Raw genomic sequence first — 26,639 nt, 5'->3', positions numbered from 1 at the left:
CTTGTCACCTCCTTCAGTCTATTCTTCTTCAAATTGATTTTGATTAATTCGTTCTTCTTTAATTAAATCATACATACCTTTAGCGTTTTCTTTAGAAGCATGTTCACTTAAACCCGTTACTTTAACTGTAACCAGCTTTTGTCCGAAACGAATAACCAGTTCATCTTCTACTTTAACATCTGTCCCAGCTTTGGCTACATTACCATTTACAGTAATACGACCTTGGTCACTTATTTCTTTCGCCAAAGTACGACGCTTAACGAGTCGTGATACTTTTAAATATTTATCTAATCTCATGAATCTTTCTCCCCTTGTTGCAAATAGTTTCTAAGGGTTTCTTCATCAAAATCCCTATTTTTGGTTTTATCATACAATGCCATGAAGTGGTCTGCAAATACTTTCTCAAATTTAACGCGTGGTGATTTACCTTCTTTACTCTTAGCTGTCTGCCAAATGTCATTTAAATCTTCTATGGATTCTGCATTTTCATCACCGAAAATGTGTGGATGACGACGAATCATCTTAGCACTGAGACTCTCAATAATTTCTGTGATGTCCATATAACCTTCTTTTTTACCAATACTAGCATGCAAGAGCACTTGCAGTAAGATGTCACCTAATTCTTCTATCATGTGCCAATCATCTTCATTATCTATCGCTTCAAACAATTCGAAGCTCTCTTCTAATAAATAACGTTTAAGAGAGTCATGTGTTTGAACACGATCCCATGGGCAACCTATTTCATCATCTACTAAGCGATCTATCACTTCTACTGCATAGTCAAAATTCTGATACAGTGCTTCATCATTTGTCACTTTCGGTACATATACACTCGTTAAATTATTAAAAGCATCCTCATGATGATCAAGCTCAAATAGTGGCACCTCCAGTACATTAGCCCCTGTACTGTGCGCACCAGTCACGATTTTTACTAAGAAGTCATCTGGATAATGTTCCATTAAAGTGATTTTAATATCTGCTGCAATCATAGCACTGTATACTTGCGTAATAAGTGTATGCGTACGTACATTGAGTAAATGTTCTGTTAAAGCAGTTCCATCCAATAAAGTAAAACCATCATTAGGATCTTGATCGATTGCTGCAAAGATATCATCAATAAAACTTTTACCACCTAGCATTTTAACGTCTACGTCTTGATGATGTGCGTGATAATCAAGCAACTTGGCTGTCGTCGTTTCAGCTACTCGCGGATGTCCAGGCACGGCATAGACCACGTCTTGTGCTTGTGCTTTTTCTATTAAAAAGTCGACGATTTGTTGATAAACCGAATCGAAATCTTCGTTTGCTTCATAAACTGTATCAAAGCTTTCAAATTTGAGTTCATCTTGTAATTGATTGATTACAGGATGTTCAAGTGTACGTGTATAAACAAGCGGTTGTTGTATTAAGAAACGATATATACCAAGTGGCAATTCATCTAAACCGTAGTTACCTAAACCAACAATTGTAATTGTATGTGTCATTAATGTCGTCCTTTCTTAATATGATAAAGCTTATCGCCAAATGGCAAATGTTTTAATTCTCTATAGCTTAAAATATTCATGTACATCACGAGTAGCAATAATACGGCAACGCCTAGGATTGCTACAATAACTAACATTATAAGTCCACCGATACGTCCTACTACAGGTAACAATTCCATAATGATTTGAATAACGATTGTCATGACGGCTAATGCAGTAATCATTTTCAAAATGAAAGGTTTCATTCGATTAAAGCGATACTGTTTAAGCACTTCTCTATGCAATATGACTACAAAGCAAGCGAGTGACATAACCGTACTTATACTAGCGCCGGCAATACCATACTGCGAAATCAACAGCACGTTCAGTATAGCTTTCACAATTAAGCCAACCATTACTCCAATCAATATCGGGCGAATACAATTAAGTACTTGTAGCAATGCAATATCCATCATAATGAGTGACACACATATAACAGTTAACATATAGAATCCAAGTGTGAAACTTAGGCTATTCGTCTTAAAGAAGACCGCATTCATCATAGGCAATAAATTAATTAATCCTATACCTGCTGCTGAACTAATTAGAATCGTAATCTTAAGCGATGCGTTAGCATAACGATTCATTTTTACTTGATTTTGTTGTTCAATCGCCTCAGTCAATAATGGTATGAGCACAAAGCTAAATGTGGTTGTAACAATTAACCCCATTTGTATAAATGAAGCACCACGATCATATATTCCTTTTTGCATGATTGCTTCTTTAAAATGCAAACCATGTGATTGTAACGTATGAACAATGGTAAAACTATCTACAAATTGCCATAATATAACCAATAACTGACTCAATGCAAAGACAAGCGTAGCCATAAGTAAGTCTTTCCAAGGTATATCCACCGATATGTTCTGCATTTTGAAGGCGAAAGGTTTCATCACTATTAAAAAGAGGCTTGAACCTAAGAATCCAAGTGCAGAAGCTAAAATCGCAATCGTCCCCGCTTGATATATGGACCAATCTCTTATCATAAATAAAACAATCGCTACAATAATAAATCCAACACGAATCATTTGTTCAATTACCTGGGAAATAGCAGGTATGTTCATTCGTCTTTGACTTTGATAATAGCCACGACACACGCCTAGTATGCCGATGAATAGATAACTTAAGCTTGCCATTCTTAACATTGGCGCAAGTCTTGAATCTCCCATTAACACAGCCACTGGATTCGCTAATAATAAGAGCAGTATAAATATCATGATTCCAATCATTTGGAATCGTAATAATACTTTGGAGAACGAAGCAGCTTGTCCACTAATACCAAACGTTTGTGTAACCGCACTCGGAATAGCATTCATAGATAAAATCATACCTAGTGCCACAATGGGATAAACTTGTTGATACGCATATAAACCCGTATCACCGAGTACATTTTGATAAGGTACTCGGTAAATTGCACTTAATACTTTGACGGTGACGAGCGCAAGGGTTAGAATCACAACACCATTAAATGCTGTGTGTCTAGAATTCGTAGATTCAGATGACAACGATTGTGTCGATTTAGACTCTGACATCTTCTTAATCTTCATCTTCAATAGCCATACTTCCTTCAAGACATTTCACAAGGAATTTCAAATTATCTAACCATTGCTTAGATTTCGTAAGCGTGACATGCATACGGTTCTCTTTAACACCAAGTTTCATTGCACGTCCTAAAGGTTGTGTTTGTTTAAACAATACTTCACCATTGATTTGTTCTGTTGCTTTCGCTGATAAAGACACTTCAATTTGCTTACCTTTATCCTTAATTAAAGTTACACCAGCATGTAGTGCATGTATTTTAATTTCTACCATTTCAAGCAAACGTTCAACTTCTACTGGGTAATCATTGAAGCGATCGATTAACTCATCTTTAATATCAAATAATTGTTCTTCCGTTTCAACTTTGCGTAGTTTTTTATAAATTTCAATTTTAGCTTGCTCGTTTTGAATATATTCTGCTGGTAAATAAGCGTCTAAGTTTAATTCCATTTCTACTTCTGGTGCATTTGGTTCTTCTTCTTTGATGCCACGTTTTTCGTTAACCGCTTCTTCTAACATTTGTGAATACAAGTCGAATCCGACAGAGTCGATAAAGCCATGTTGTTGTTTACCAAGTAAGTTTCCGGCACCACGAATATTTAAATCACGCATCGCAATTTTGAACCCTGAACCTAGTTCAGTAAATTCTTTAATCGCTTGTAATCTTTCTTCTGCTGTTTCAGTTAACACTTTATTTGCGGCGTGTAAGAAGTAGGCATAGCCGATACGACTTGAGCGTCCTACACGACCACGTAATTGATACAATTGACTTAAACCAAAGCGATCCGCTTCTTCAATGATTAACGTGTTCGCATTAGGTACATCCACACCTGTTTCAATAATGGTTGTAGTCACTAAAATATCAAATTCGCCATTGATGAAACTGAGCATTGTTTCTTCAAGATCGCGTTCTGTCATCTGACCATGTGCAACAGCAATATTAGCATCCGGCATTAACATCTGTAATTGTTCACGCTTTTCATAAATTGATTGCACTCTGTTATATAAATAGAATACTTGTCCGTCACGCGATAATTCACGTTCTAAAGCTTCTTTTATAAAATTACTGTTTTGTTCTAACACATAAGTTTGTACAGGAAAACGATTCTCTGGAGGTGTTTCAATGACTGATAAATCACGTACACCAAGCATACTCATATGCAGTGTTCTTGGGATTGGTGTTGCAGTTAAAGTTAACACATCAACATTGGTCTTCATTGTCTTAATACGTTCTTTATGACGTACACCAAAGCGTTGTTCTTCATCGACTATTAATAAGCCCAAGTCTTTATAATGAATATCTTTGCCTAACAATTTATGTGTTCCAACTACAATATCCACATATCCTGATTTAAGTCCTTCTTTTGTTTCTTTGACCTCTTTAGTTGAACGGAATCGACTAATCAATTCAATTTGCACCGGAAAATCTTGCATTCGTTCAATTAATGTTTCATAGTGTTGTTGCGCTAAAATCGTTGTAGGAACAAGAAATGCAACCTGTTTACCTTCCATCACTGCTTTGAAAGCAGCTCGAACAGCAACTTCTGTCTTACCATATCCTACGTCACCGCATAATAGGCGATCCATTGGACGCTCGCGTTCCATATCACCTTTGATTTCGTCAATCGACTTCGCTTGGTCTGGCGTCAATTCGTATGGGAAGTCCATTTCAAACGCACTTTGCTCAGCAGTATCTTCACCGTATTGGTATCCTACTGACATTTCACGTTCTTTATACAATGCGATTAATTCATCCGCAATATCTTCAACACTTTGTTGAACTTTAGCCTTTGTTTTCTTCCATTCTGAACCACCAAGTTTGTTTAGTTTAGGGGATTTATCTTCGGAAGCAACATATTTTTGCACTTGGTCCATTTGATCAACTGGTACAAACAGTTGGTCTGTGCCTTTATATTGTAATTTAATATAATCTCGGTGAACATCGCCAACTTCTAGTGTTTCAACACCTAAGTAACGACCTACCCCATGATGCACATGTACAACATAGTCACCGACATTAAGGTCTTGATATGACTTGATTTTTTCAGCATTTGATAGCGTCTTAGTGCGTTTACGTTGTTTCTTTTGCTTAGTCTTGAACAATTCGCGCTCAGTTATGACAACGAGTTGCATATAGGGTAATTCGAAGCCTTCTGATAGACTGCCTTCTGTAACAATGACTTGTCCAGATTTAATGTCATTATGAACATTTGTAACAGTCGGTATATGCATCTCGTTCAACATTGATTGGATACGTTCAACTTTCGTTTCCGTTTCTACTAACACTACAATGTTGTAGTCATTATGCACATAACGTTGGAATTCTGAACGCATGATATCATATTGCCCGTAGAATTGTTGCACTGGTTTACATGAAAATTTAATAATATGTTGCAACTGAACAGGCATTGTCGATGTAAATAAAGTGAAATAGGTTACTGGATAATCTTTTAGCAATGATTCAAAACCATCATATTGCATAAATGATTGCCCCATAAAACCATTTCCACTTTCTATTAAGTTCTGAATAAAGTCGTCCACTTCAGTTGTTAATGTCTTTTCAGTTTCTTTAATACGGTTATATTCATCCGTTACAATGATGGCATCTTCTGCAAAATAGTCAATTAGTGTTGAAGGCTGGTCATACATAAATGCCACCAAACGACGTAATAATTGATGATCAAAGAACGTCGTTTCAAACAATTTGAAACTTTCGTAAGTCTCTTTCAAATCATTACGGACAGATTTATCAATTTTTGGGCGTGTTGTTTCATATGCCGCCTTTAATTCAGTTTGTAAGTGTTGAATGACCTCATCTGTAATAATGTAATCACTTGCCGTCGTAATCGCAACTTCTTCAATATTGTCATTTGAACGTTGCGTTTCAACATCAAAGTCGCGAATGGAATCAACTTCAGTATCAAACAATTCGATTCGAACAGGTTGACCTATGAGTGGATAAATGTCGATAATACCGCCACGTAATGAGAACTCACCAATGTGTGATACGACACTTTCACGACGATACCCCATATTCACTAATTTGTTTAAGAATTCATCAACGTCGATATCTTCGCCTACTTTGAGCGTGAGTTGATGATCTTTCCATAAATCAAATGGTGTAAGCCATTTTTTCAATCCATTTAAAGGAACGATAAATAACCCTTTCTTATTATGAGCTAATGCAGTTAGTGTACGTACACGTTCACTCATAAGTTGAGGGCTTTGCGTTGAGAATTCTTCAGTCATAATATCTTGTACAGGATATTTATACACTTCAGAATGATCGACATATTGTAAAATATCAGTTTCTAATTTATCTGCTTGATATAAGTTGTTTGTAATTAACAACATTTGTTTTTGATCTTTTAAATACTTTTCAGCAATAATCGTTGCTTTTGCTGAGGGAGAAAGGCCAGTGACAAGTATATTCTGTTGGCCGAAGACGTCATCAAGTTCTTGGAAACGTTTATCATTTTGAATATACTCTGAAATAATAGGTCTCAATTGACTTCTCCGTTATATTGATTCATTACATGATCAAAGCGTGAACTTTCAATAAATGCTTCTACTGCATGTGCTGAATGTTCGATTACTTTATCCATAATGATCATTTCTTCTTTTGAGAATTTCTGTAATACATAATCAGGTACTGACATACCGTTTGTTGGTCTCCCTACACCAATACGAATACGTTTAAATTGATCTGTACCTAAATGTTTAATTATAGACTTCATACCATTGTGTCCTCCAGCGCTACCTTTTTGGCGCAATCGGATTTGACCTTGAGATAAATCTAAATCATCATATAAGACAATTAAATCTTCCACTTCAACATTGTAATAATCCATTAATGGCCCAACTGCCTCACCTGAAAGATTCATCATCGTCATTGGTTCAATAAATAGGACCTTTTCGCCATTTAGACGTTCAATAGTATAAGCACCTTTAAATTTTTGTTTATCTAATGAGAAATGGTGTTTCTCTAAAATAAAATCGATGACTTCAAATCCGATATTGTGTCTTGTTAACTCAAATCGCTTACCTATATTTCCAAGACCCACAATACATTTCATACGATGTGACCTCCATTGTGTTTCATTTATAATGATATCTATCAACTGAATAGAATTGTGCATATCAATTATTCCTTATTCTATAACATTCCCTATAATAACACAAAAAAGGGGCAGAACAGAATTCTTAACGAATCCATGATTCCACCCCCGCAAGGATAATTAGCGTTGCGTACACTTGATATATGTGCCTAATCAACTCATATAGCTACTGCGATTTGGCATTGTAGCCTTATATTATGTTTTATCCTAAATGATTAAAGATAACATTCAACGAATTATTCTTCTTCTTTGTTTTCTTCGTCATCTTCTTTGTCTTCACCAACTACTTCAGGTTCTTCAGTTGCTGATTCACCTTCCATAGCTTCAACTTCTTCTTCAGTAGGTTCATCAGTTGGAGGAACTACTGTTACAACAGATTCTTCTGGGTCATTTTCAATTGTGAAATCACCAGAAACTTTAATATCTGCAACTGAGTAGCTATCATTAACTTCTAATTCAGTAATGTCTACTTCAATTGATTCAGGGATATTTTCTGGAGTTGCTGTAATTTGTAAGTCGAATAATGGTTGTTCAACTACGCCACCTTCTTTAGCGCCAACAGCTTCACCTACTAAGTGAACTGGTACGTCAACAGTACGTTCTTCAGTCATGTTGATTGCTAAGAAGTCGATGTGCGTAATTTGGTTTTTAAGTGGGTCGAATTGATAATCAGACACCATAACTTTAATTGTTTTAGAACCAACGCCTAAATCGATAACGCCGTTACGTCCTACTTCACGGATAATTTTGATGAATTCAACTTCATCAACTTTAACTGAAGTATTTTTAGTACCATAACCATAAACTACTGCAGGTACTTTACCTGTGTTACGTAATTTTTTAAGGTCAGAACGCGTTTGTTTACCTTGACGGATGATTGACTTTAATGAAGCCATTCGTATTTCCACCTTTCATTTTCAAGTCTAGATACTTATTATCGTGAGAATCTTAAGTTCTGGACTTCCCTTCACTTACCCATCAACTTTATAAGTTGCTTGCAAGTGTTTATTAGTTCGTAAAACCACGAACGAATGTATTATACACGCTTAAAAAATATAAGTCAAACGCATTTGTAAACTTTAGTCAAATAATACACTGACTGATTCACGTTCATAAACACGGATAATGGCTTGTGCTAATAAACCAGCAACTGATAATTCTTTTGTATTTGATGGCTTACGAGCGTCATCAAGTAAGATTGAGTTTGTAACGATTAATTCTTTAATTGCTGAATTTTCGATACGTTCTTTTGCAGGGCCTGATAACACTGGGTGTGTACAACATGCATATACATCTTTAGCACCTTTATCTTTAAGCGCTTGTGCAGCTAATGTAATTGTTCCTGCTGTATCAATAATATCATCAATAATAATCGCAGTACGTCCTTCAATTTCACCAACAATATTCATTACTTCTGCCACGTTTGGTTTAGGACGACGTTTATCAATAATTGCAATCGGAGTTTTTAAAATGTCGGCAAGTTTACGTGCACGTGTTACACCACCATGGTCAGGTGATACGACAACACATTCTTCTGGGTCAATGTTAGGGTCGTTTTCAAAATGTTGACCAATGATAGGTACACCCATTAAGTGGTCGATTGGAATATCAAAGAATCCTTGAATTTGTGGTGCATGTAAATCTAAAGCAATCATGCGATTAGCGCCAGCTGTTTCAATTAAGTTAGCTACTAATTTAGCTGTAATAGGTTCACGGCTACGTGCTTTTCTATCTTGTCGTGCATAGCCATAGTATGGAACCACAATATTGATATTAGCTGCTGATGCACGTTTACATGCATCGATCATAATCAATAGCTCCATCAAGTGTAAATTAACCGGATTTGAAGTTGGTTGGATAATGAAGACATCACATCCACGAATACTTTCTTCAATATTGATTTGAATTTCTCCATCACTGAAGCGTTTTACAGAACATTTCCCTAATTCAATCCCTACTCGATCAGCTACTTCTTGTGCTAATGGCTCATTTCCTTTTAAAGAAAAAATCTTTAAAGATGAATTCTTGTATTCATTATTTAACATTTATAGTCCTCCAATTTTTAACTTAGACACTTTCATTATATAAAAAATCAATCGTTTTTACTATGTTCAACAAAAAATTGTAGAAAAGAGATACGAAATTTTATCAAAAACTTACTTTTTAAGATAGCCCTCTTTTGTGATTTGACGGGCACGCGCAAGCGCTAAACTTTCATTAGGTACGTTGTCCGTAATTGTAGATCCTGCAGCAATTAATACGCCATCACCTACAGTTACAGGTGCTACTAAGTTAGTATTACAACCAATAAATGCATCTTTACCAACAACCGTTTTGAATTTGTTTACACCATCATAATTTACAGTAATTGAACCACAACCAATATTCGTACGTTCACCGATTTCAGCATCTCCGATATAACTTAAATGAGATACTTTAGCACCATCTTTAAGGTCTGCTTTTTTCACTTCTACAAAGTTGCCGACTTTCACTTCCGAACCTAAGTTAGAACCCGGTCTTAATTGCGCAAATGGACCAACTTTTGTTTTATCACCCACAACAGCGTCATTAATCACTGATTGTTTGATATCAACATGTGCGCCAATACGACTATTGTTGATTTCAGAATATTGTCCGATAACAGTTTCTTCTCCAATTGTTGTGTCACCATTAATTCGCACACCAGGTTCAATAATTGTGTCCATACCAATCTTAACATCCGGACCAATAAATGTAGTTGTAGGGTCAATAATCGTTACACCATTTCTCATGTGCGCAATATTAATGCGTTGTTGTAACGCTTTTTCAGCATTACTTAACATCACACGATCATTTACACCCATAATTTCATTAAAATCATCTGTATGATAGACTTCTGCAATACCTTCATCTTCTAAGATTAAAGTAATCACATCAGGCAAGTAATATTCTCCTTGCGCGTTGTCATTTTTAACTTCCGCTAATTTAGAAAAAAGCACTTGGTTATCGAATGCAAAAATACCTGAGCTAATTTCAGTTAATGCCTTTTCTTCTTTTGTCGCATCTTTTTCTTCAACGATACGTTGTAATCTGTGCGCCTCATCTCGAACAATACGACCGTAACCAAATGGAATTTGAGCAGTTGCTGATAATACTGTAGCCTGTGCGTGCGTACTTTCATGATGATCAATTAACTTCTGCAACGTATGTGCAGTGATAAGTGGTGTATCTCCACAAACAACTAATGTTGTGCCTTCCATATTTTCTAAATGCTCATTGGCCATCTTTACTGCGTGCGCTGTTCCCAATTGTTCTTCTTGATAACTATATAATGATTGATCTCCTAAAGTTGCTTTAACATCTTCAGCACCGTGACCAACGATTGTCACGATTTGGTTCACACCAGCATGCTTAACATTTGTTAACACATGTTCTACCATTGATTTCCCTGCAACTTCATGTAGTACTTTATATTTATTTGATTTCATTCTAGTACCTTTTCCAGCTGCTAATATTACCGCATTTCTTTGCATGAATGGTAACCCTCCAATAAATTTTACACTTCTAATTTATTATAATTTAACTCAAGTTCGAGTTTCAAGATTTAGAAGGTTTTATCATTTAGTCTATTTAAATTTTCAAAAATATGTATACACAATTTGAATACTTTAGCATACATTTCACAACTTAAAAAAGCAGGTTCAACACATTTAATGTTGAACCTGCTATGAATGTATGGTTTATTTAAGCTTCGTCTGAATCTTCTGATGAAGCGTTTTTATCTGGAATAACTTCATCTGTTTCGTCATATACTTTCATAACGGCATCTTGAATTTCTTGTCTCATATCAGAGTTAATTGGATGCGCGATATCACGGAATTCACCATCTGGTGTACGTTTACTTGGCATTGCAACGAAAAGACCTGAGTTTCCTTCAATTACACGTAAATCATGAATTACAAAAGCTTCATCTAATGTAATTGAAACAAGTGCTTTCATTCTGCCATCTGTTTGTATTTTTCTAAGTCTAACATCTGTCACTTTCATGTAGTGAGCCCCCCTAGTATATATATCTTTGTTTGTTAGAAGCTTGACAATTTTCTAATCAAGGAAATTATATTCCTTTTACTTTACCTACAACTTCAATTTCAACTTTAACGTCTTTAGGTAAGCGTGCAACTTCAACACAACTACGTGCTGGTTGATGTTCGCTGAAATAACTACCATATACTTCGTTTATTTGTTGAAATTCATTCATATCGGAGATAAAGATGGTTGCTTTCACAACTGAGTTTAAATCCGAACCAGCTTCTTCAAGTACTACAGACAAATTGTCTAGCACTTGTTTTGTTTGTTCTTTTACATCATCACTGACAATATTCCCTTCAGTATCTAATGGGATTTGTCCAGATGTAAATACTAAATTATTCACAACCATAGCATGTGAGTATGGTCATAAAGCTTCTGGTGCTTTGTTAGTGTTAATCATTTTCATGATGTAAAAACTCCTTTTAAGAAAATTTAGACAAACTATTGCCAGGTTCTACTTTAAATTCCTGATTGTATTCATCTACATCAGATAATTTAACTAAAGAAGTATAATCCTCAATCAATCTTTGTTTAACTTCTTTTGATTCTACAAGTACAGATACCCCTTTAACGTGTGCCTTAAACTCATTCATCAGATTCATAACACCATTAATTGAACCCCCTGCTCTCATAAAATCATCAACGACGAGTACATTAGAATTTTCAGCTAACGTACGTTTAGAAAGTACCATCGTTTCGATTTTACGAGAAGAGCCTGACACATAGTTAATCGATACAGTAGACCCCTCAGTAACTTTATTGTCTTTTCTAATTACTACTACAGGTAAATTTAATACGTTCGCTACCGCATTGGCAAGTGATATCCCTTTTGTAGCGATTGTCACAACCGCATCAAGGTCCTCTTCCATATAAATGCTAGCAATTAATTTGCCAACTTTATTAAGTAAAGAAGGGTTTCCGACTAAATCTGATAAGAACAGATAGCCACCCGGTAATAATCGTTCTTTCTCTTGAAGTAGCTCAATAATTTCATCAATAATCTCTGACGCTTCTTCTTTGCTCATCATCGGTTTATAGGTTACACCGCCACTAGCGCCTGCTGTCGTAATAACTGTACCTAATTTTTCTTTTTGGAAAGTATTTTTAATGATTTGAACATCTTCACTAATTGAAGATTTAGCTTGTTTAAATTTCTTCACAAAAAAAGTTAAAGGTACTAACTGATTTGGATGGTTCATTAAATACTGTGTCATAAAGACGATACGTTCACTTCTTTTATACCTCATTTGTTGTTCAACCCTTCTATCCTAATAATCTAACTAAATACACTTCATTACAGCAGCCATTTACAGCATTATATAATTTTTTCGCTTGGCTTTCTTTTTGTGCAAGTCCATATACGGTCGGTCCACTGCCACTCATAAGCGCGCCATCTGCACCACACTGCAACATATTATTCTTTATTTTTCGAATTTCAGGATGCATTGACATCGATACTGGTTCTAAACGATTCGATAAACTTTGGCACAACTGTTGATAATTACCATTAACAATCGCTTGTTCACACATTTCTGTATCAACATGATGTGTGTCATCCAAATCCAACGCCTTGAATACATCTGGAGATGATATACCTAAATTAGGCTTCGCCAACACAACCCAAGCTGAAGGTGGCTTTTTTAAGAAGCGTATCTTCTCACCTCTACCTTTGCATACTGCAGTTCTGTTATAAATACAAAATGGAATATCTGTCCCAATTTGAATACCCAACTCACTCAATTCATGCAGTGATTTATCTAAATTGAACAGACGATTAATGCCACGCATTGTAGCAGCTGCATCAGCCGATCCTCCTGCTAATCCGGCAGAAACAGGAATATCTTTATCTATAGTGATGGTTACACCTTCTTTTAAATCATACGTCTCCATCATCAATTGTGCTGCACGATAAGCTAAATTTTTATGATCATTTGGAACATAGTTATGTTCAATATCAACAACAATTTTTTTATCTTTTCTTTTTTGAAAAGACAAGCGATCATTTAAATCAACAGTCGTCATAATCATCGCAATTTCATGATATCCGTCATTTCTTTTGAAAAGTGTATCGAGCGTCAAATTTATCTTGGCTGGTGCCGTTTCATATATCATTTTTCCGCCCTCTCTTCATCAATAGTAATAAGATGATTTTAACACAAAGACTAAAAATATTTGATAGATACATGACAAATTTATGTAAAATCTTAATAAAACAATCATTTTAATCTACTAATATACGTTTTCTGATGAAATTCTATTATTTTGAAGTAAAATGATTAAGATTGGACACATTTTGTTGTCCACATTCTAAACAACCTTTATGATGCTACAAAAAAAGAGCGTTGAACTTAATAAGCCCAACACCCAATACATTTTAATTATAGAGTTGAAGTACACTAAACCACTCTATATTTATGTCTAAATTAGTGTGCAACTACTTCTTGATGATTATCTTCTTCAAATGAAACTTGTACGTTCTCTGTAAGAACATCCGTATATGTATACGAAACTCTTTCGAAATTATGCTTATCTTGGTCTAATTCAACAACAAATACTGAAGGATATGTTTCTTTTAACACACCACAACGTTCGATTGTTTTTTTACGACCACCGTTGGCTTTTAGTACAATACGATTTCCTAAGTGACAATCAATAGAATTTTTGATGTCCAAAATTGATTTTGGCATATTGCTCCACCTCGCTACAAGTTACATAATACCATATTTCGAGGTGTTTTGTCAAACAAAATTTAAATTTTATCAATGTAGTCGCGCTTTGTCAACAATTTAATTTTCTAATTCTGGGAATTTTTTCTTTTCTTCATACAATCGTGCAAAATCTTGTATTGATAGCGTTTCTCCACGTCTTTTAGGATCAATACCTGTTTGCTCAAGCCATTTTAATATACTTTCTTTATGCTGCTTTCCATCTTTAAAGAAGTTCTGATAATTGTTATTAATTGTTTTACGTCTTTGTGCAAACGCTGCTTTAGCTAATTTAAAGAACGCTTCTTCATTATCCACGTGAACGAGTGGCGTTTCTCTTTGCATTAATTTAACCACTATGGAGTCTACATTAGGTGGTGGCATAAATACAGATTTAGGCACAGTTAACACTTTACTTGTTTCAGTATAGTACTGTGCGACAATAGATAATGAGCCATATGATTTCGTTCCTACTTGCGCATTCAAACGTTCTCCCACTTCTTTTTGCATCATTACAACATAGCCATCAATCGGAATATCTTGTTGCATTAAGTTCAGTAGAATTGGTGTTGTTATATAATACGGCAGATTAGCTACGACCATGATTTTGTCACAATCATTTAGATATGTTTCAACCGCTTTAGCAATGTCTGCTTTCAATATATCCTCGTTAATAATCGTAATATTGTCATAAGGCGCTAATGTTTCTTTTAAAACTGGTATCAGTCGTTGGTCTATTTCAAATGACATCACTTTTTTAGCACGCTTCGCTAATTGTTCTGTTAAAGACCCCATACCAGGTCCCACTTCAATAACACCTGTATGGTCATCAATTTGACTCGCATCTATAATTTTATGAATGATATTAACATCTACTAAGAAGTTTTGTCCTAAACTTTTTTTAAAGTTAAATCCAAATTGATCTAACAACGCTCGCGTTCGTGAAGGTGTCGCAATATCTTTTCTCTCCACCTTTTATTCACTCTCCTTTTCCATAGATAATGCTTCGCGCACATCTGCTTCTGTATAACCAAATGCATTAAGTTTCTTCAATAATTGCTTACCGTTTGAATGTCCAATGTGTAACTTACGACCTAATATGTCTCTTCTACGACGTGCATCTTTGCCGATGATTAAACCTAAATCAATCAGCACACTTTTGTCAATTGACTCTTCCGCTTCTTCAAAAGGAGAGCTGACATGCATTAAGGCATCTCTAATATCTTGGGGGTCTGCATGTTCAACGCCAATTTTACCACGCTTATTTTTAGCTTTCTCTCGATCTAAATACGCATGTTTAACGCCTGAAACATGTTCTGTAATCGTGTGTCGTATTTTATCACCTGGAAAGTCAGGGTCCGTTAATACAATCACCCCTCTTGTTTCTTGTGCATTTTGGATGACTGCTAACGTTTCTTTATTAATGGCACTACCATTTGTTTCAATCGTGTCACATTCAACAGCCGACTTTACACGTTCTGTATCATCTCTACCTTCTACGACGATAAATTCATTGATTTTCATAATAAAAATCCTTACCTTTCAAATTCATTTCACATATATTATAACTGCTCATCATATAAAAAATGAGAAAGATGCCGTGTGTCATGTTGCTAAAATCATACCATGACAGACACGGTTTAACATCTTTCTCAGACATATCATATTATTTTAATTTAAATAAACGTTCAGCATTTTCGGTAGTCTGACGACATACATCTTCATATGTCATTCCACGTAATTCTGCAATTTGTTGTGCAACTAAAGTCACACGTTCAGGTTCATTACGTTTACCTCTATAAGGATGAGGTGAAAGATAAGGCGCATCTGTTTCAACTAATAATCTATCCATAGGTACATGTTTTGCGACCTCTTTAGGTTGCTTAGCATTCTTAAACGTAACTGGACCACCTAAAGAAATATGGAAATTTAATTTATTAATAACCACATCTGCGATTTCAGGAGAACCACTAAAGCTATGCATAATGCCGCCTACTTCTTCAGCATGCTCTTCCATCAATATATCGACACAATCTTGCGTCGCTTCACGATTGTGAATAATAATAGGCAAGTTTACCCTTTTAGCGAGCGCAATTTGCTTTCTAAACACATCTTTTTGAACATCAGCTGGAGATTTATCCCAATGATAGTCTAATCCCATTTCTCCTATACCAATGACTTTAGGATGTTGTGCTAATTGTTCAATCCATTGTAAACGTTCATCTGTGAAATCAATAGCATCAACAGGGTGCCAACCAATAATGCCATAAATAAAATCATATTCATCTATTAATGTCATCGCACGTTCAATTGTCGGTGTATCAAAACCAACAACAAACATACGGTCAACACCTGCTTCTCTCGCACGAGAAATGACTTCAGTTAAATCTTCTGCATATTGTTCATCATTTAAATGGACATGTGTATCGATTAACATTTTATCTCTCCTCATTTTACACTTTATTACTATTTAATAACTGCACCATTTGGAATTGCACTTGGCAAGCTAACTAATGTTAAAACACCGTCTTTTTCAGCTGATAAAATCATTCCTTCAGATTTTTGGCCCATTAATTTTGCTGGTTTTAAGTTTGTAACTACTGCTACTTTTTTACCAATAATATCTTCTGGACGATAGAATTTAGCAATACCAGAAACAATTTGTCGTTGTTCTGAGCCTAAATCGATTTGAATTTTTAGTAATTTATCAGATTTTGGAACATTTTCAGCATCTGTAATAGTTGCCGCTTTAATTTCAACTTTGTCGAAATCTTTAATATCAATTTGTGCTTTACTTGGTACTTCCGCTTCTTCTTTAGGTTCTTCAGATTTTGGAGGTTGCATAGATTCTTTAATATATGCTATTTCCGCATCAGTATCTAAACGTGGGAAGATTGGCGTTGGTTTCTCAGTTACCATAATAGGTTGTTTCAATGCACCGTATTGCTCAAGGCTTTCTAATTCAAACAATTCAGGTTCATTAATATTTAATTGGTTGAAGATTTCTTTAGGTGCATGTGTTAAGAATGGACGTAATAACACTGCAGCATATCGAATATTTTCAACTAAATGTGCCATGACGTTACCAAGCATATCCTTTTGATGCTCATCTTTAGCTAATACCCATGGTGTCGTCTCATCAATATATTTATTCGTACGACTAATCAATTTCCATACCGTTGATAATGCCACAGAGAATTGGAAACTTTCCATACTTTCATTGAAGTGTTTCACTGTTTCAAGTGCCATTGCTTCCATATCTTCGTCTAACTCGTGTTTTGGTCCTTCGTAAGCAGGTAATTCACCTTGGAAGTACTTATTGATCATAGAAATCGTACGATTCACTAAGTTACCTAAATCGTTCGCTAAATCATAGTTTGTACGCTCTACAAAAGCTTCAGGTGTGAACACACCATCTGAACCAAATGGTAATTCGCGCATTAAATAGTAGCGTGTTGCATCTAAACCATAGCGGTCGATTAATACGTTTGGATCGACAACGTTACCTTTAGATTTACTCATTTTACCGTCTTTCATCAAAATCCAACCATGTGCAAATACCTTTTTAGGAAGTGGTAGGTCTAACGCCATTAATAAAATCGGCCAAATAATTGAGTGGAAACGTACAATTTCCTTCGCCATTAAATGTACATCTGCTGGCCAGTATTTTTGGAATAATGCATCGTCATCTGATAGATAACCTAATGAAGAAATATAGTTTACGAGTGCATCAATCCATACGTATACAACGTGTTTAGGATTTGATGGAACTCTAACACCCCAGTCAAATGATGTACGTGATACGGCTAAGTCTTCTAAACCTGGTTTAATAAAGTTATTAATCATTTCATTCTTTCTTGAAGGTGGTTGAATGAAATCTGGATTAGCATCATAAAACGCTAATAATTTATCTGTATATTTATTAATGTTAAAGAAATAACTTTCTTCTTTAACTAATTCAACTTCATGACCAGAATCCGGGCTTTTACCCCCGACGATTTTGCCATTTTCATATACAGGTTCTACTAATTGTGACTCAGTATAGTATGTTTCATCAGGTACTGAATACCATCCTTCATACTCACCAAGGTAAATGTCACCTTGTTTCAAAAGACGCTCAAATACTTTTTCAACTACTTGTTTATGACGTTCTTCTGTCGTACGGATGAAGTCATCATTAGAGATTTCTAGTTTACTCCAAAGCTTTTTAATACCACTGATCATTTCGTCTAAATACTCTAATTCAGTTTTACCTGCTTTTTGGGCTTTTTCTTGAATTTTTTGGCCATGTTCATCTGTACCAGTAAGGTAACGAACATCATAACCTTGCATACGCTTGTAACGTGAAATCACATCACCTGCTACCGTTGAATATGCATGACCGATATGTAAATTACCACTTGGATAATAAATTGGGGTTGTAATATAAAATGTTTCTTTCGCCATCAATAGTCCTCCTCATCATTTACAAAATAATACTATATACTTACGATTTGTTTTTATACATTTTGATACTTAAACGCATCACGATATTCCTTTAATATTTAGTTATTTATCATTATAGCGCATATCCATTTTCTAGTGTCGTATCCTATTAACATTACCATAAATTCATTAATTTATGGGTGATTTCTAAGATTTTCATCGCCTAATTCCCTTGAAAAAATAATCAACCGATGTGTCTAATTTCGCTACATCATTCATTAACATTGTGGTATATGTCATAAACCTCTCCAGTCTTCATATGACGTTCTTCCGCAACTAACTTAATTGCTTTTTTAGGTTTGATCTTTTTTTCTGACATATAATGTTCAACATGTTCAGATATGGTCAATGATTCAAACCATTGTTCAGTTTCAAGAGGCTTAGCGCCCTCAATCAAAATAACAAATTCACCTTTTTGCATAATTTCATCTTGTTGAAATGCGTGTAATAAGTGTTCAACATCTTGCATGACAATTTGTTCGAACTTTTTCGTTAATTCACGACCAACTGCAACGCGTCTAGTCTCATCAATTTTCGCAATGGCTTTTAATGTTTCAACTACTCGAAAAGGAGATTCATAAATAATTAAAGTACTGTCTTGATACATTCTTTCCTGTAATATCGCGATCTTTTCTTTTTCTTTTCTAGGTAAAAAGCCTAAAAAAGTATACGTATAAGACGGTAAGCCACTTGCCATCAACGCAGTTAATCCAGCATTAGGTCCAGGTACCGTTTCGACATGAATATCATGATTATGGGCAGCAACTACTAATTCATAACCTGGATCACTTATTAAAGGTAAACCTGCATCAGACACTAATGCAACATTGTACCCTTCATTTAATAGATCAATTAAATATGCCGTTTGTTGCGTTTTATTATGTTCATGATACGATTTTAAAGGGGTTTGAATATCATAATGATTGCAAAGCTTTTTAGTCACTCGTGTGTCTTCGCAAGCTATGAAATCAACATGATTCAAAGTTTCAATTGCCCGAAAAGTAATATCACCTAGGTTACCAATAGGCGTCCCTACTAGATATAATGTCGCCATGTTTAACGCTCCCCAATCATTTTTAATTTTTGTTGTCTTGTAAATGTTTTAATTTCATATTCTCTGCGCATGGCTTCTGATTTTGAATCAAACATTTCTTGATAAACTAACACTACCGGGCGTCTTATTTTTGTATATTTAGCACCTTTTCCTGCATTATGCGTCGCAATACGTGCTTCTACATTTGTAGTATAACCTGTATATAATGAATCATCTTTGCATTTAACAATGTATACATAATGCTTAGCCATAATATACCTCTTTCATCTCATCAGTATAGTCACCCTGGTTGTTATAGATGTAAAATGGTGGTGCAATGGTTAACCCTTGATTACCATTCTTACGTCCCTCTACCACTATCGTAACAGCTGATTTGTCTATTTTACTATAAATAAATACTACACGTTTGGGTTCTATACTCGCGTTACGCATTTCGGTTAAGACATCCATCAACCTTTCAGCTCGATGAACCATCATGAGTCGGCCACCTTGCTTTAATAAATGACGTGCCGCCATCATACAATCCTCTAATGTACACTTAACCTCATGTCTTGCTATTTTATGTGCTTCCTTTTGATGCTGATTGCGTTGATTCGTTTTAAAGTAGGGTGGATTACACGTAACTAATGTATACTGCGATGGTTTGAAGTTTTGATATACTTCTTTTAAATCCATATGATGCATTAGCAATCGATCGTTTAAACGATTATATTCGAAACTGCGACGCGCCATATCAACGAGCTGTTCCTGTATCTCAATACTCTCTATAGGTTGTGAGCCCTTAGATGATAACAAGAGTGCAATCACACCATTTCCAGCACATAGATCTAGTATTTTGTCATTTTTTCTAACTTCAGTAAAATGCCCCAACAATAATGCATCCGTTGAAAATGAAAAAACATCGTCATTTTGGATAATTTTCAAATTTTCCTTAAATAAGTCATCAATACGCTCATTAACTTTTAACATGGTCTGTTTTCTCCTAAAAAAGAGATGTCTTTGCAACACATCAATATATTTCAAAGTGTTGAAATCCATCCCTCATCATTAACGTACGTTTTAAGCAATTGCAATGTATCTTAACAACGTACCTTCACCCATTAGCAATAAACATATGCCAAAGGTCTAACTATTTAACACATTCATACATAGTAAACAATCTTCACCATAGCGATGCTTACCAAATAGTTCTCCATTACAAATATGGAAGCCTTCACTATATAATACAGCGAGATTATCCTTACTTGGTAATGGTTTCTTTACATGTTTAATTGAACTTTTATTATCTTTTTCCTTACTCACTGGTTTGTTGTCTTTTTCAACACGGCTAGCAACTTTAACCGCTTCAACGTCTTGTTCGCTCTTAGCCATTAATGATTTTAAGTTATCATTTTCAACTTGTAATGCAACATTTTCTTCAATAAGTTGGATAGATAATGCTTTCAATTCACTCATTTCTTGATTTAATTGATTAACATTACTTTCAAGTCTTACAACTTTTTCAAATAGGTCATTGCGGTTCAAAAGTAACGTGCCTCCTTAATTAAAAGCTTCTAATTCTTCCATTTTATATTCTAATGGTTGTTCTAAACCATCGATTTTAACTTGCATTGAGATGTCTAAAATATTTAATCCGATAACTTGTCCCTTACCTTCAGGTGTCACAATCTTATCACCTAAATCAGGCAATTGTGCTCTTGCTTCTTCATAGAAATCATTTTCATATTTTAAGCAGCACATTAATCGACCACAAGCACCGGAAATTTTAGTTGGATTTAAAGATAAGTTTTGGTCTTTAGCCATCTTGATTGAAACCGGTTCAAAATCCCCTAAGAACGTTGCACAACATAGCGAACGTCCACATGGACCGATACCACCTAATAATTTCGCTTCATCTCGAACACCAATTTGTCTTAACTCAATACGCGTTTTTAAATTTTGAGCTAAATGTTTCACAAGTTTACGGAAATCAATGCGATCATCTGCTGTAAAATTAAAAATCACTTTTGATTTATCTAATGTATATTCGCAATTAACTAATCGCATATCCAACTGTTGTTCTTTAACTAAGTCTTTACATAACTGTAATGCATCGGTTGCATCTCTATCATTTTGATAATACGTTTCGATATCTTGATCAGTAGCAACACGTATGATTTCTTTTAAAGGTAATGTAACATCACCATCTTCAACGTCTTTAGGCGGGAATTTCACACTCCCAATTTCAATGCCACGTTTAGATTCGACAACAACCCAATCATTCACATTTACGTCTAAATCTTTAGGCGCATAATATTCCAATTTCCCAGCTTTTTGAAATTGTACACCTACGATATTTGGCATTCTAACTCACACCTTTGATTACTATTTGTTCAAATACAAGCGTCGGATTAACATTTTGCATTAATTTTTTGTGCGCTTCTGTAATTTGATCGTACATGATAATAATTTGATTTAACGATAACTGGCTCGCATATTTTTCTGTGTTACCTTTTAAATCTGAGTATATAAAATGATGATCAATCCCTATTTTGGCATGCATAATATCTTCAAAAAATGCATTTACCGCTGCTAACGTTAGAGATTGTAACTTTCTATTTTTAGCATGCTTTAATAATTCTATTATTCCTATTAACGCCATAGGTTTATTTGTTAATAACAACTCACACCAATGTAAGATTACTTTCCTAAGTGCGACTAAATCATGTTCTTCATTTAAACCTTTAGCTGTTTCGAGTTGCGTAGTATAGCTACTTAACATTTCCGCTACAGCTCTATTGATATCTTCTTCAACTAATCTATCTATAAAGTGCTGTTTATCACTTGGTTTAAAATAAACATGCTGACAACGTGAATGAATTGTATCTAGAATTTGTTCTGGCTTCGTTGATAGCAAAATGGCTATCGTATTCTCAGGAGGCTCTTCTAAAAATTTTAATATACTATTTTCTCCTTGAACAGTAAGCTTTTCAAAGTCCTCAATAATATAAACTTTATGTGTGCCTTCAATTGGTAATTGATTCATTCGGTGAACCAATTGTTCAATTTGTTCTTTCTTAATTGAATTCTCCTCAGATGACACATACATGAAATCTGGTTGGTTGAACGTTTCTACTTTCATTTCACATTGTTGATTCCCATTACATAGAATAAGTTTTGCAAATTCCATCGCGACGTGCTTCATTGATTGAGCATCATCACCTTCAAACAAATAGGCGTGCGATAGTTTATTTGAATGATACGCATTCGCTAATTTTTGTTGTTCATCCATGCTTGCTTACTCCTTATTCAACTTTATAATATAAAAAGAGGTTAGGACCAAAGCATTTAGAATTTAGGCAAACTCATTGATAAGCAACATTATGACTCAAATTTTGTCGAATCACGCTTCTCTACAACGTAACATGTTGCAAATGAGTTTACTAAACCTGCCTTTAAACACCATGCATTAGTGTCCCAGAGCATAAGCCGTTTTGTCCCAACCTCGAATACTGTATATTCATCTAAGGTGTCTTAATTTCATTTTCATTGTTTTAAAATTTATTTATTAAAATCTATGGAATGATTCGACTGGCATTACAAATACTGTAGCGCCTCCCACTTCCACTTCAACAGGATATGGTATGTATGAATCTGCACTACCACCCATTGGTGTCATTGGTGAAACAAGTTGATCTCTATTACCACAAGTATGATCGATAACTGATAAAATATCATCTACACGATCATCATCTACACCACATAAGAAAGTAGTGTTACCGGCTCTTAAAAATCCACCAGTCGTTGCTAATTTTGTAGCTCTAAAGTTATTTTTTACGAGTTGGTCTGAAAGTTCCTGACTATCCTGATCTTGAACGATCGCTATAATCATCTTCATCTTAAAACACCTCTTCTAGTTATTATATCATAATTATTTTAAAAAATTTAAGATTATCTCATAAGTTTCATTGACTACATCATCAATATGACGTGTCGCATCTACTACTGCGAAACGCTCAGGTGTTTCTTGAATGATTTGTCGATATCCTTCAATCACCTTCTCGTGAAACGCAATATCTTCTTTATCAAGTCGATTCTGATCTCGTTGGTTTTTGAGAATTCTATCTCTACCAACTTCAGCCGTAATGTCTAAATAAACCGTCAAATCTGGATAAAGTCCATTAATTGCAAAGTCATTTAATTGTTTCACTTCTTCAATACCTATACCCCTTGCATAACCTTGATATGCAAGAGAACTATCAATATATCTATCACATAAGACAATTTTATCATCTTTCAACGCAGGCACAACTTTTTCTACTAGATGCTCTCTTCTTGATGCAGCAAATAGCATTGCTTCCGTGCGAATATCCATGTTTGCACCTTCCAATACCACCTTACGTATTTCTTCACCCGTTGGCACACCGCCTGGTTCTCTAGTAGCAATTAATTGATAATCCTGTGCTAACTTTTCAGACACACGTTGCAATATAGTTGTCTTACCTGAACCCTCAGGACCCTCAAACGTTATAAATGCCGACATTTCATTCATCCTTAACTAATATTTTTTCATTTTTTATACCTTCAACTTTATCACCTTTTTGAAGGTATTCTCGCATTAATTTTATCATATTTCGGGTTATTCTTTCCCCTTTTAAATAAACAGGAATTCCCGGTGGATATGGTATAATATGCGCTGCTAAAATGCTATCCTCAGCATGATCAATATGCATCCATGTTACTTCACCATTCTCACTAGGGAAATACTTGCCTTCATCGACTGGAAGTTGAATCGATGACATTGGTTTACGCGTTGAACGTACTGGCAAGTTCAAATAAGTGATTTTGCTTAATAATGCTTCGAATGGATACGTATCATCTTCATGCCATAATGGCAACACAAGCAACACTTGCTTATCATCAGCTAATTCAACATATATACCTAATTGTTCAAACCATGTTTGTATTTCAAATCCAGAATATCCCGGATATTGAATTAATAATTTTAAAGGATCACTCACACAGACTGTAGTTAATCCAGTCTTATTTAATGTATCTATAAGTTGCTTTCTTTTTTCCAAAAATATGGAACTATCATAATCAACATAAAATTGGTGTGCGAGTTCAAGGCTAGCCATAACTAAATACGATGGACTTGACGTTTGAAAATACCCTAAATATCGAACTATTTCATCTTTTAACGGGGCATTTTTATGAATAAATAATATGGAACCCATCGTGAGCGCAGGCAACGTTTTATGATAAGACTGCACCACAAAATCCGCACCACTTTCTAGCGCCGACTTAGGAAAATGGTCTAAGTTAAAATGGGCACCATGGGCTTCATCAACTAATACTGGGATTGCTTCACTATGTGCTCTATCAACAAATTCATTAATATCAAAACATTCACCATAATAATTTGGATATGTGACAATTGCTAACTTTTGATGATTAAACTTCATATTATGTACGTCTGGACCTAAGTATTGATCACTATCCTTACTTTTAGTCATCGCAAGTATATCCGCAGGTTGTTGTACAATATCTAAGCCATGAAAGACGGACTTGTGAACATTACGACTAATTAAATAGTCCCCGTTTCTTTTTGAAAAGGATTGTATCACTGATAAAATGCCTGATGTTGTACCATTAATTAAGAAATAGGCATTATAGTCTGGATGTTTACGACAATGCTGCATACTTTGCAATATGATATCTTCAGCGTGATGTAAATCATCTAAACCAGTAATTTCGGTCATATCCATTTTAAAGTCTAAATTTTTTATATGGCCAATTGTCCCATTTTTATGACCAGGTACGTGTAATGAAATAGCCTTTTCATTAACCAATTGAGATAATTTTTCAAAAATTGGAAGTTCCATACTATACACACTTTCTAACAGATTTAGCGCACTTGCGATAAATCATCATCGCCATTACGTTGCTCAATCCACTTCGTTTTTAATAACCCCATAACATAAGAATCTTTGTACTTCCCTTGTGTATAAAAGTGTTCTTTTAATTCACCTTCAATAGTAAAGCCTGCCTTTTTATATATGTGCACGGCTTTTTCATTATTCACATCTACATAGAGATATACTTTATTCAAGTTCAAGACTAAAAAGGCATAATCAATCGCCATTTTAAAGGCTTTTTTAGCATATCCTTTATTACCATATTGACTGTCTATAATAATTTGAATTTCACAATTTCTATGTACAAAATTGATTTCTACTAGCTCTACTACACCGATAGATGTCTGATTATCTTCAATAATAAATCGTCTTTCTGATTCATCTAAAATGTGTTTTTGATATAACGTTTTTAATTCACTTAATGACTCATATGGCTCTTCAAACCAATAAGACATAATCGTATATTCATTATTGAGATGATGTACAAATTGTAAATCTGTTTCTTCTAATGCTCTAATTATCATTTTTAGCACTCCTTTAATTACAGTTTATGCAAGTAAATTAATGAAGTAAAGTAACTCAATAATTTTATTTGTTGGATATTTTATTTCAGAATATAAAGTTGAAATTTATAGCCTTTTAATTTTAAGCATAAAAAAAGAGACCTTTCGATCTCGATATCGGCTCATCGCATCCATACGATTTGCCTGGCAACGTCCTACTCTAGCGGAACGTTAATCGGCTACCATCGCCGCTAAGAATCTTACTTTACTTCGAGGCAAGTGCTCGCATCTTTCTTCCTTTTCTAAAATTGCTTGCTCTTTTAGCTCAACTAAACTCGCTTCTCAATTTTCTCAATTCATCAGCTTCAAACGCTTTCTCTTCGTTAAGCCATTATACATATATATCATTAAATTTTCGGTTTGATTTTAAGCATAAAAAAAAGAGACCTTACGGTCTCAGTACTTTGCCTGGCAACGTCCTACTCTAGCGGAACGTAAATCAGCTACCATCGGCGCTAAGAATCTTACTTTACTTCGAGGCAAGCGCTCGCATCTTTCTTCCTTTTCTAAAATTGCTTGCTCTTTTAGCTCAACTAAACTCGCTTCTCAATTTTCTCAATTCATCAGCTTCAAACGCTTTCTCTTCGTTAAGCCATTATACATATATATCATTAAATTTTCGGTTTGATTTTAAGCATAAAAAAAGAGACCTTACGGTCTCATTACTTTGCCTGGCAACGTCCTACT

26 protein-coding genes and 1 pseudogene are annotated in these 26,639 nt (G+C 34.9%); all 27 read right to left on the bottom strand.

The window, feature by feature from the left end; all coding sequences use genetic code 11:
- Positions 1 to 18 precede the first annotated feature (18 nt).
- The 27 genes and pseudogenes from KA878_RS10340 to KA878_RS10210 all read right to left on the bottom strand — a co-directional run bounded on the left by KA878_RS10340 (position 19) and on the right by KA878_RS10210 (position 25,913).
- Positions 19 to 297, bottom strand: coding sequence for an RNA-binding S4 domain-containing protein (locus KA878_RS10340; protein ID WP_037537011.1), 279 nt, complete (start codon positions 295 to 297; stop codon positions 19 to 21).
- Positions 294 to 1,484 carry a MazG nucleotide pyrophosphohydrolase domain-containing protein gene (locus KA878_RS10335; RefSeq protein WP_075108879.1) on the bottom strand — a complete coding sequence of 397 codons (1,191 nt, stop codon included), beginning with the start codon at positions 1,482 to 1,484 and terminating at the stop codon, positions 294 to 296. Before KA878_RS10335 ends, KA878_RS10340 begins: the two co-directional genes overlap by 4 nt.
- On the bottom strand, positions 1,484 to 3,055 hold the full coding sequence (locus KA878_RS10330) for a polysaccharide biosynthesis protein (RefSeq protein WP_193839922.1): 1,572 nt from the start codon (positions 3,053 to 3,055) through the stop codon (positions 1,484 to 1,486). The genes KA878_RS10335 and KA878_RS10330 overlap by 1 nt, the downstream gene beginning before the upstream one ends.
- A gap of 4 nt (positions 3,056 to 3,059) precedes the next feature.
- On the bottom strand, positions 3,060 to 6,569 hold the full coding sequence (gene mfd / locus KA878_RS10325) for a transcription-repair coupling factor (protein WP_193839742.1): 3,510 nt from the start codon (positions 6,567 to 6,569) through the stop codon (positions 3,060 to 3,062).
- Positions 6,566 to 7,138 (bottom strand): aminoacyl-tRNA hydrolase, encoded by a 573-nt coding sequence (pth, locus tag KA878_RS10320; RefSeq protein WP_053031322.1) that lies wholly within the window; start codon positions 7,136 to 7,138, stop codon positions 6,566 to 6,568. Before pth ends, mfd begins: the two co-directional genes overlap by 4 nt.
- A gap of 278 nt (positions 7,139 to 7,416) precedes the next feature.
- Positions 7,417 to 8,076, bottom strand: coding sequence for a 50S ribosomal protein L25/general stress protein Ctc (locus KA878_RS10315; protein WP_193839743.1), 660 nt, complete (start codon positions 8,074 to 8,076; stop codon positions 7,417 to 7,419).
- A gap of 183 nt (positions 8,077 to 8,259) precedes the next feature.
- Positions 8,260 to 9,225, bottom strand: a complete 966-nt coding sequence (locus KA878_RS10310) for a ribose-phosphate diphosphokinase (protein ID WP_053031319.1) — start codon at positions 9,223 to 9,225, stop codon at positions 8,260 to 8,262.
- A 111-nt stretch (positions 9,226 to 9,336) separates the two neighbouring features.
- Positions 9,337 to 10,692 (bottom strand): bifunctional UDP-N-acetylglucosamine diphosphorylase/glucosamine-1-phosphate N-acetyltransferase GlmU, encoded by a 1,356-nt coding sequence (gene glmU / locus KA878_RS10305; RefSeq protein WP_193839744.1) that lies wholly within the window; start codon positions 10,690 to 10,692, stop codon positions 9,337 to 9,339.
- A 211-nt stretch (positions 10,693 to 10,903) separates the two neighbouring features.
- Positions 10,904 to 11,206: a septation regulator SpoVG gene (gene spoVG / locus KA878_RS10300; RefSeq protein ID WP_011276763.1), complete on the bottom strand. Its 303-nt coding sequence runs from the start codon at positions 11,204 to 11,206 to the stop codon at positions 10,904 to 10,906.
- Positions 11,207 to 11,273: 67 nt separating this feature from the next.
- Positions 11,274 to 11,654 (bottom strand): annotated as a pseudogene (locus KA878_RS10295) (RidA family protein).
- A 16-nt stretch (positions 11,655 to 11,670) separates the two neighbouring features.
- Entirely contained in the window at positions 11,671 to 12,495 is an 825-nt protein-coding gene (purR, locus tag KA878_RS10290; protein WP_053031313.1) for a pur operon repressor, read from the bottom strand.
- Between the two features lie 16 nt (positions 12,496 to 12,511).
- Complete coding sequence (ispE, locus tag KA878_RS10285) at positions 12,512 to 13,360, bottom strand: 4-(cytidine 5'-diphospho)-2-C-methyl-D-erythritol kinase (RefSeq protein ID WP_075108875.1); 849 nt, start codon at positions 13,358 to 13,360, stop codon at positions 12,512 to 12,514.
- 311 nt (positions 13,361 to 13,671) lie between these two features.
- Positions 13,672 to 13,935, bottom strand: coding sequence for a biofilm formation stimulator Veg (gene veg, locus KA878_RS10280; RefSeq protein ID WP_011276767.1), 264 nt, complete (start codon positions 13,933 to 13,935; stop codon positions 13,672 to 13,674).
- A gap of 99 nt (positions 13,936 to 14,034) precedes the next feature.
- Positions 14,035 to 14,925, bottom strand: coding sequence for a 16S rRNA (adenine(1518)-N(6)/adenine(1519)-N(6))-dimethyltransferase RsmA (gene rsmA, locus KA878_RS10275; RefSeq protein WP_193839745.1), 891 nt, complete (start codon positions 14,923 to 14,925; stop codon positions 14,035 to 14,037).
- 3 nt (positions 14,926 to 14,928) lie between these two features.
- Positions 14,929 to 15,477 (bottom strand): ribonuclease M5, encoded by a 549-nt coding sequence (gene rnmV, locus KA878_RS10270; RefSeq protein ID WP_053031307.1) that lies wholly within the window; start codon positions 15,475 to 15,477, stop codon positions 14,929 to 14,931.
- A 142-nt stretch (positions 15,478 to 15,619) separates the two neighbouring features.
- The gene (locus KA878_RS10265) at positions 15,620 to 16,390 is read right to left on the bottom strand and encodes a TatD family hydrolase (protein ID WP_053031305.1); all 771 of its coding nucleotides are present in this window, start codon (positions 16,388 to 16,390) and stop codon (positions 15,620 to 15,622) included.
- A gap of 29 nt (positions 16,391 to 16,419) precedes the next feature.
- Positions 16,420 to 18,399, bottom strand: a complete 1,980-nt coding sequence (gene metG / locus KA878_RS10260; RefSeq protein ID WP_075108874.1) for a methionine--tRNA ligase — start codon at positions 18,397 to 18,399, stop codon at positions 16,420 to 16,422.
- Between the two features lie 250 nt (positions 18,400 to 18,649).
- On the bottom strand, positions 18,650 to 19,492 hold the full coding sequence (gene rsmI, locus KA878_RS10255; RefSeq protein WP_193839746.1) for a 16S rRNA (cytidine(1402)-2'-O)-methyltransferase: 843 nt from the start codon (positions 19,490 to 19,492) through the stop codon (positions 18,650 to 18,652).
- Positions 19,493 to 19,494: 2 nt separating this feature from the next.
- On the bottom strand, positions 19,495 to 19,743 hold the full coding sequence (locus KA878_RS10250) for a GIY-YIG nuclease family protein (protein WP_075108872.1): 249 nt from the start codon (positions 19,741 to 19,743) through the stop codon (positions 19,495 to 19,497).
- Entirely contained in the window at positions 19,736 to 20,461 is a 726-nt protein-coding gene (locus KA878_RS10245) for a tRNA1(Val) (adenine(37)-N6)-methyltransferase (protein ID WP_193839747.1), read from the bottom strand. The genes KA878_RS10250 and KA878_RS10245 overlap by 8 nt, the downstream gene beginning before the upstream one ends.
- A 156-nt stretch (positions 20,462 to 20,617) precedes the next feature.
- A complete protein-coding gene (gene yabA, locus KA878_RS10240) occupies positions 20,618 to 21,016 on the bottom strand; it encodes a DNA replication initiation control protein YabA (protein ID WP_053031294.1) in 399 nt (132 codons plus the stop codon).
- 15 nt (positions 21,017 to 21,031) lie between these two features.
- Positions 21,032 to 21,835, bottom strand: a complete 804-nt coding sequence (locus KA878_RS10235; RefSeq protein ID WP_053031292.1) for a PSP1 domain-containing protein — start codon at positions 21,833 to 21,835, stop codon at positions 21,032 to 21,034.
- Position 21,836: 1 nt separating this feature from the next.
- Complete coding sequence (locus tag KA878_RS10230) at positions 21,837 to 22,763, bottom strand: DNA polymerase III subunit delta' C-terminal domain-containing protein (protein ID WP_193839748.1); 927 nt, start codon at positions 22,761 to 22,763, stop codon at positions 21,837 to 21,839.
- A gap of 276 nt (positions 22,764 to 23,039) precedes the next feature.
- On the bottom strand, positions 23,040 to 23,369 hold the full coding sequence (locus KA878_RS10225) for a cyclic-di-AMP receptor (RefSeq protein WP_011276778.1): 330 nt from the start codon (positions 23,367 to 23,369) through the stop codon (positions 23,040 to 23,042).
- A gap of 33 nt (positions 23,370 to 23,402) precedes the next feature.
- Positions 23,403 to 24,014, bottom strand: coding sequence for a dTMP kinase (gene tmk / locus KA878_RS10220; RefSeq protein ID WP_193839749.1), 612 nt, complete (start codon positions 24,012 to 24,014; stop codon positions 23,403 to 23,405).
- Between the two features lies 1 nt (position 24,015).
- Complete coding sequence (locus KA878_RS10215; RefSeq protein WP_193839750.1) at positions 24,016 to 25,356, bottom strand: aminotransferase class I/II-fold pyridoxal phosphate-dependent enzyme; 1,341 nt, start codon at positions 25,354 to 25,356, stop codon at positions 24,016 to 24,018.
- Positions 25,357 to 25,379: 23 nt separating this feature from the next.
- Complete coding sequence (locus KA878_RS10210; RefSeq protein ID WP_053031283.1) at positions 25,380 to 25,913, bottom strand: GNAT family N-acetyltransferase; 534 nt, start codon at positions 25,911 to 25,913, stop codon at positions 25,380 to 25,382.
- Between the last annotated feature and the right edge of the window lie 726 nt (positions 25,914 to 26,639).

The sequence above is a fragment of the Staphylococcus sp. GDY8P57P genome (assembly GCF_017892585.1).
Lineage (GTDB): Bacteria > Bacillota > Bacilli > Staphylococcales > Staphylococcaceae > Staphylococcus > Staphylococcus borealis.
Note: the sequence above shows the minus strand (reverse complement) of the source record. Positions and strands in the feature narration are given on the sequence as shown.

Bases quoted from the DNA above. Each gene is read 5' to 3' on its own strand.
- KA878_RS10340 (WP_037537011.1), bottom strand. From the start codon at position 297: ATGAGATTAGATAAATATTTAAAAGTATCACGACTCGTTAAGCGTCGT.
- KA878_RS10335 (WP_075108879.1), bottom strand. From the start codon at position 1,484: ATGACACATACAATTACAATTGTTGGTTTAGGTAACTACGGTTTAGAT.
- KA878_RS10330 (WP_193839922.1), bottom strand. From the start codon at position 3,055: ATGTCAGAGTCTAAATCGACACAATCGTTGTCATCTGAATCTACGAAT.
- pth (WP_053031322.1), bottom strand. From the start codon at position 7,138: ATGAAATGTATTGTGGGTCTTGGAAATATAGGTAAGCGATTTGAGTTA.
- KA878_RS10315 (WP_193839743.1), bottom strand. From the start codon at position 8,076: ATGGCTTCATTAAAGTCAATCATCCGTCAAGGTAAACAAACGCGTTCT.
- KA878_RS10310 (WP_053031319.1), bottom strand. From the start codon at position 9,225: ATGTTAAATAATGAATACAAGAATTCATCTTTAAAGATTTTTTCTTTA.
- glmU (WP_193839744.1), bottom strand. From the start codon at position 10,692: ATGCAAAGAAATGCGGTAATATTAGCAGCTGGAAAAGGTACTAGAATG.
- spoVG (WP_011276763.1), bottom strand. From the start codon at position 11,206: ATGAAAGTGACAGATGTTAGACTTAGAAAAATACAAACAGATGGCAGA.
- purR (WP_053031313.1), bottom strand. From the start codon at position 12,495: ATGAGGTATAAAAGAAGTGAACGTATCGTCTTTATGACACAGTATTTA.
- ispE (WP_075108875.1), bottom strand. From the start codon at position 13,360: ATGATATATGAAACGGCACCAGCCAAGATAAATTTGACGCTCGATACA.
- veg (WP_011276767.1), bottom strand. From the start codon at position 13,935: ATGCCAAAATCAATTTTGGACATCAAAAATTCTATTGATTGTCACTTA.
- rnmV (WP_053031307.1), bottom strand. From the start codon at position 15,477: ATGAAAATCAATGAATTTATCGTCGTAGAAGGTAGAGATGATACAGAA.
- KA878_RS10265 (WP_053031305.1), bottom strand. From the start codon at position 16,390: ATGTTAATCGATACACATGTCCATTTAAATGATGAACAATATGCAGAA.
- metG (WP_075108874.1), bottom strand. From the start codon at position 18,399: ATGGCGAAAGAAACATTTTATATTACAACCCCAATTTATTATCCAAGT.
- rsmI (WP_193839746.1), bottom strand. From the start codon at position 19,492: ATGGCGACATTATATCTAGTAGGGACGCCTATTGGTAACCTAGGTGAT.
- KA878_RS10250 (WP_075108872.1), bottom strand. From the start codon at position 19,743: ATGGCTAAGCATTATGTATACATTGTTAAATGCAAAGATGATTCATTA.
- KA878_RS10245 (WP_193839747.1), bottom strand. From the start codon at position 20,461: ATGTTAAAAGTTAATGAGCGTATTGATGACTTATTTAAGGAAAATTTG.
- KA878_RS10235 (WP_053031292.1), bottom strand. From the start codon at position 21,835: ATGCCAAATATCGTAGGTGTACAATTTCAAAAAGCTGGGAAATTGGAA.
- KA878_RS10230 (WP_193839748.1), bottom strand. From the start codon at position 22,763: ATGGATGAACAACAAAAATTAGCGAATGCGTATCATTCAAATAAACTA.
- KA878_RS10225 (WP_011276778.1), bottom strand. From the start codon at position 23,369: ATGAAGATGATTATAGCGATCGTTCAAGATCAGGATAGTCAGGAACTT.
- tmk (WP_193839749.1), bottom strand. From the start codon at position 24,014: ATGTCGGCATTTATAACGTTTGAGGGTCCTGAGGGTTCAGGTAAGACA.
- KA878_RS10215 (WP_193839750.1), bottom strand. From the start codon at position 25,356: ATGGAACTTCCAATTTTTGAAAAATTATCTCAATTGGTTAATGAAAAG.
- KA878_RS10210 (WP_053031283.1), bottom strand. From the start codon at position 25,913: ATGATAATTAGAGCATTAGAAGAAACAGATTTACAATTTGTACATCAT.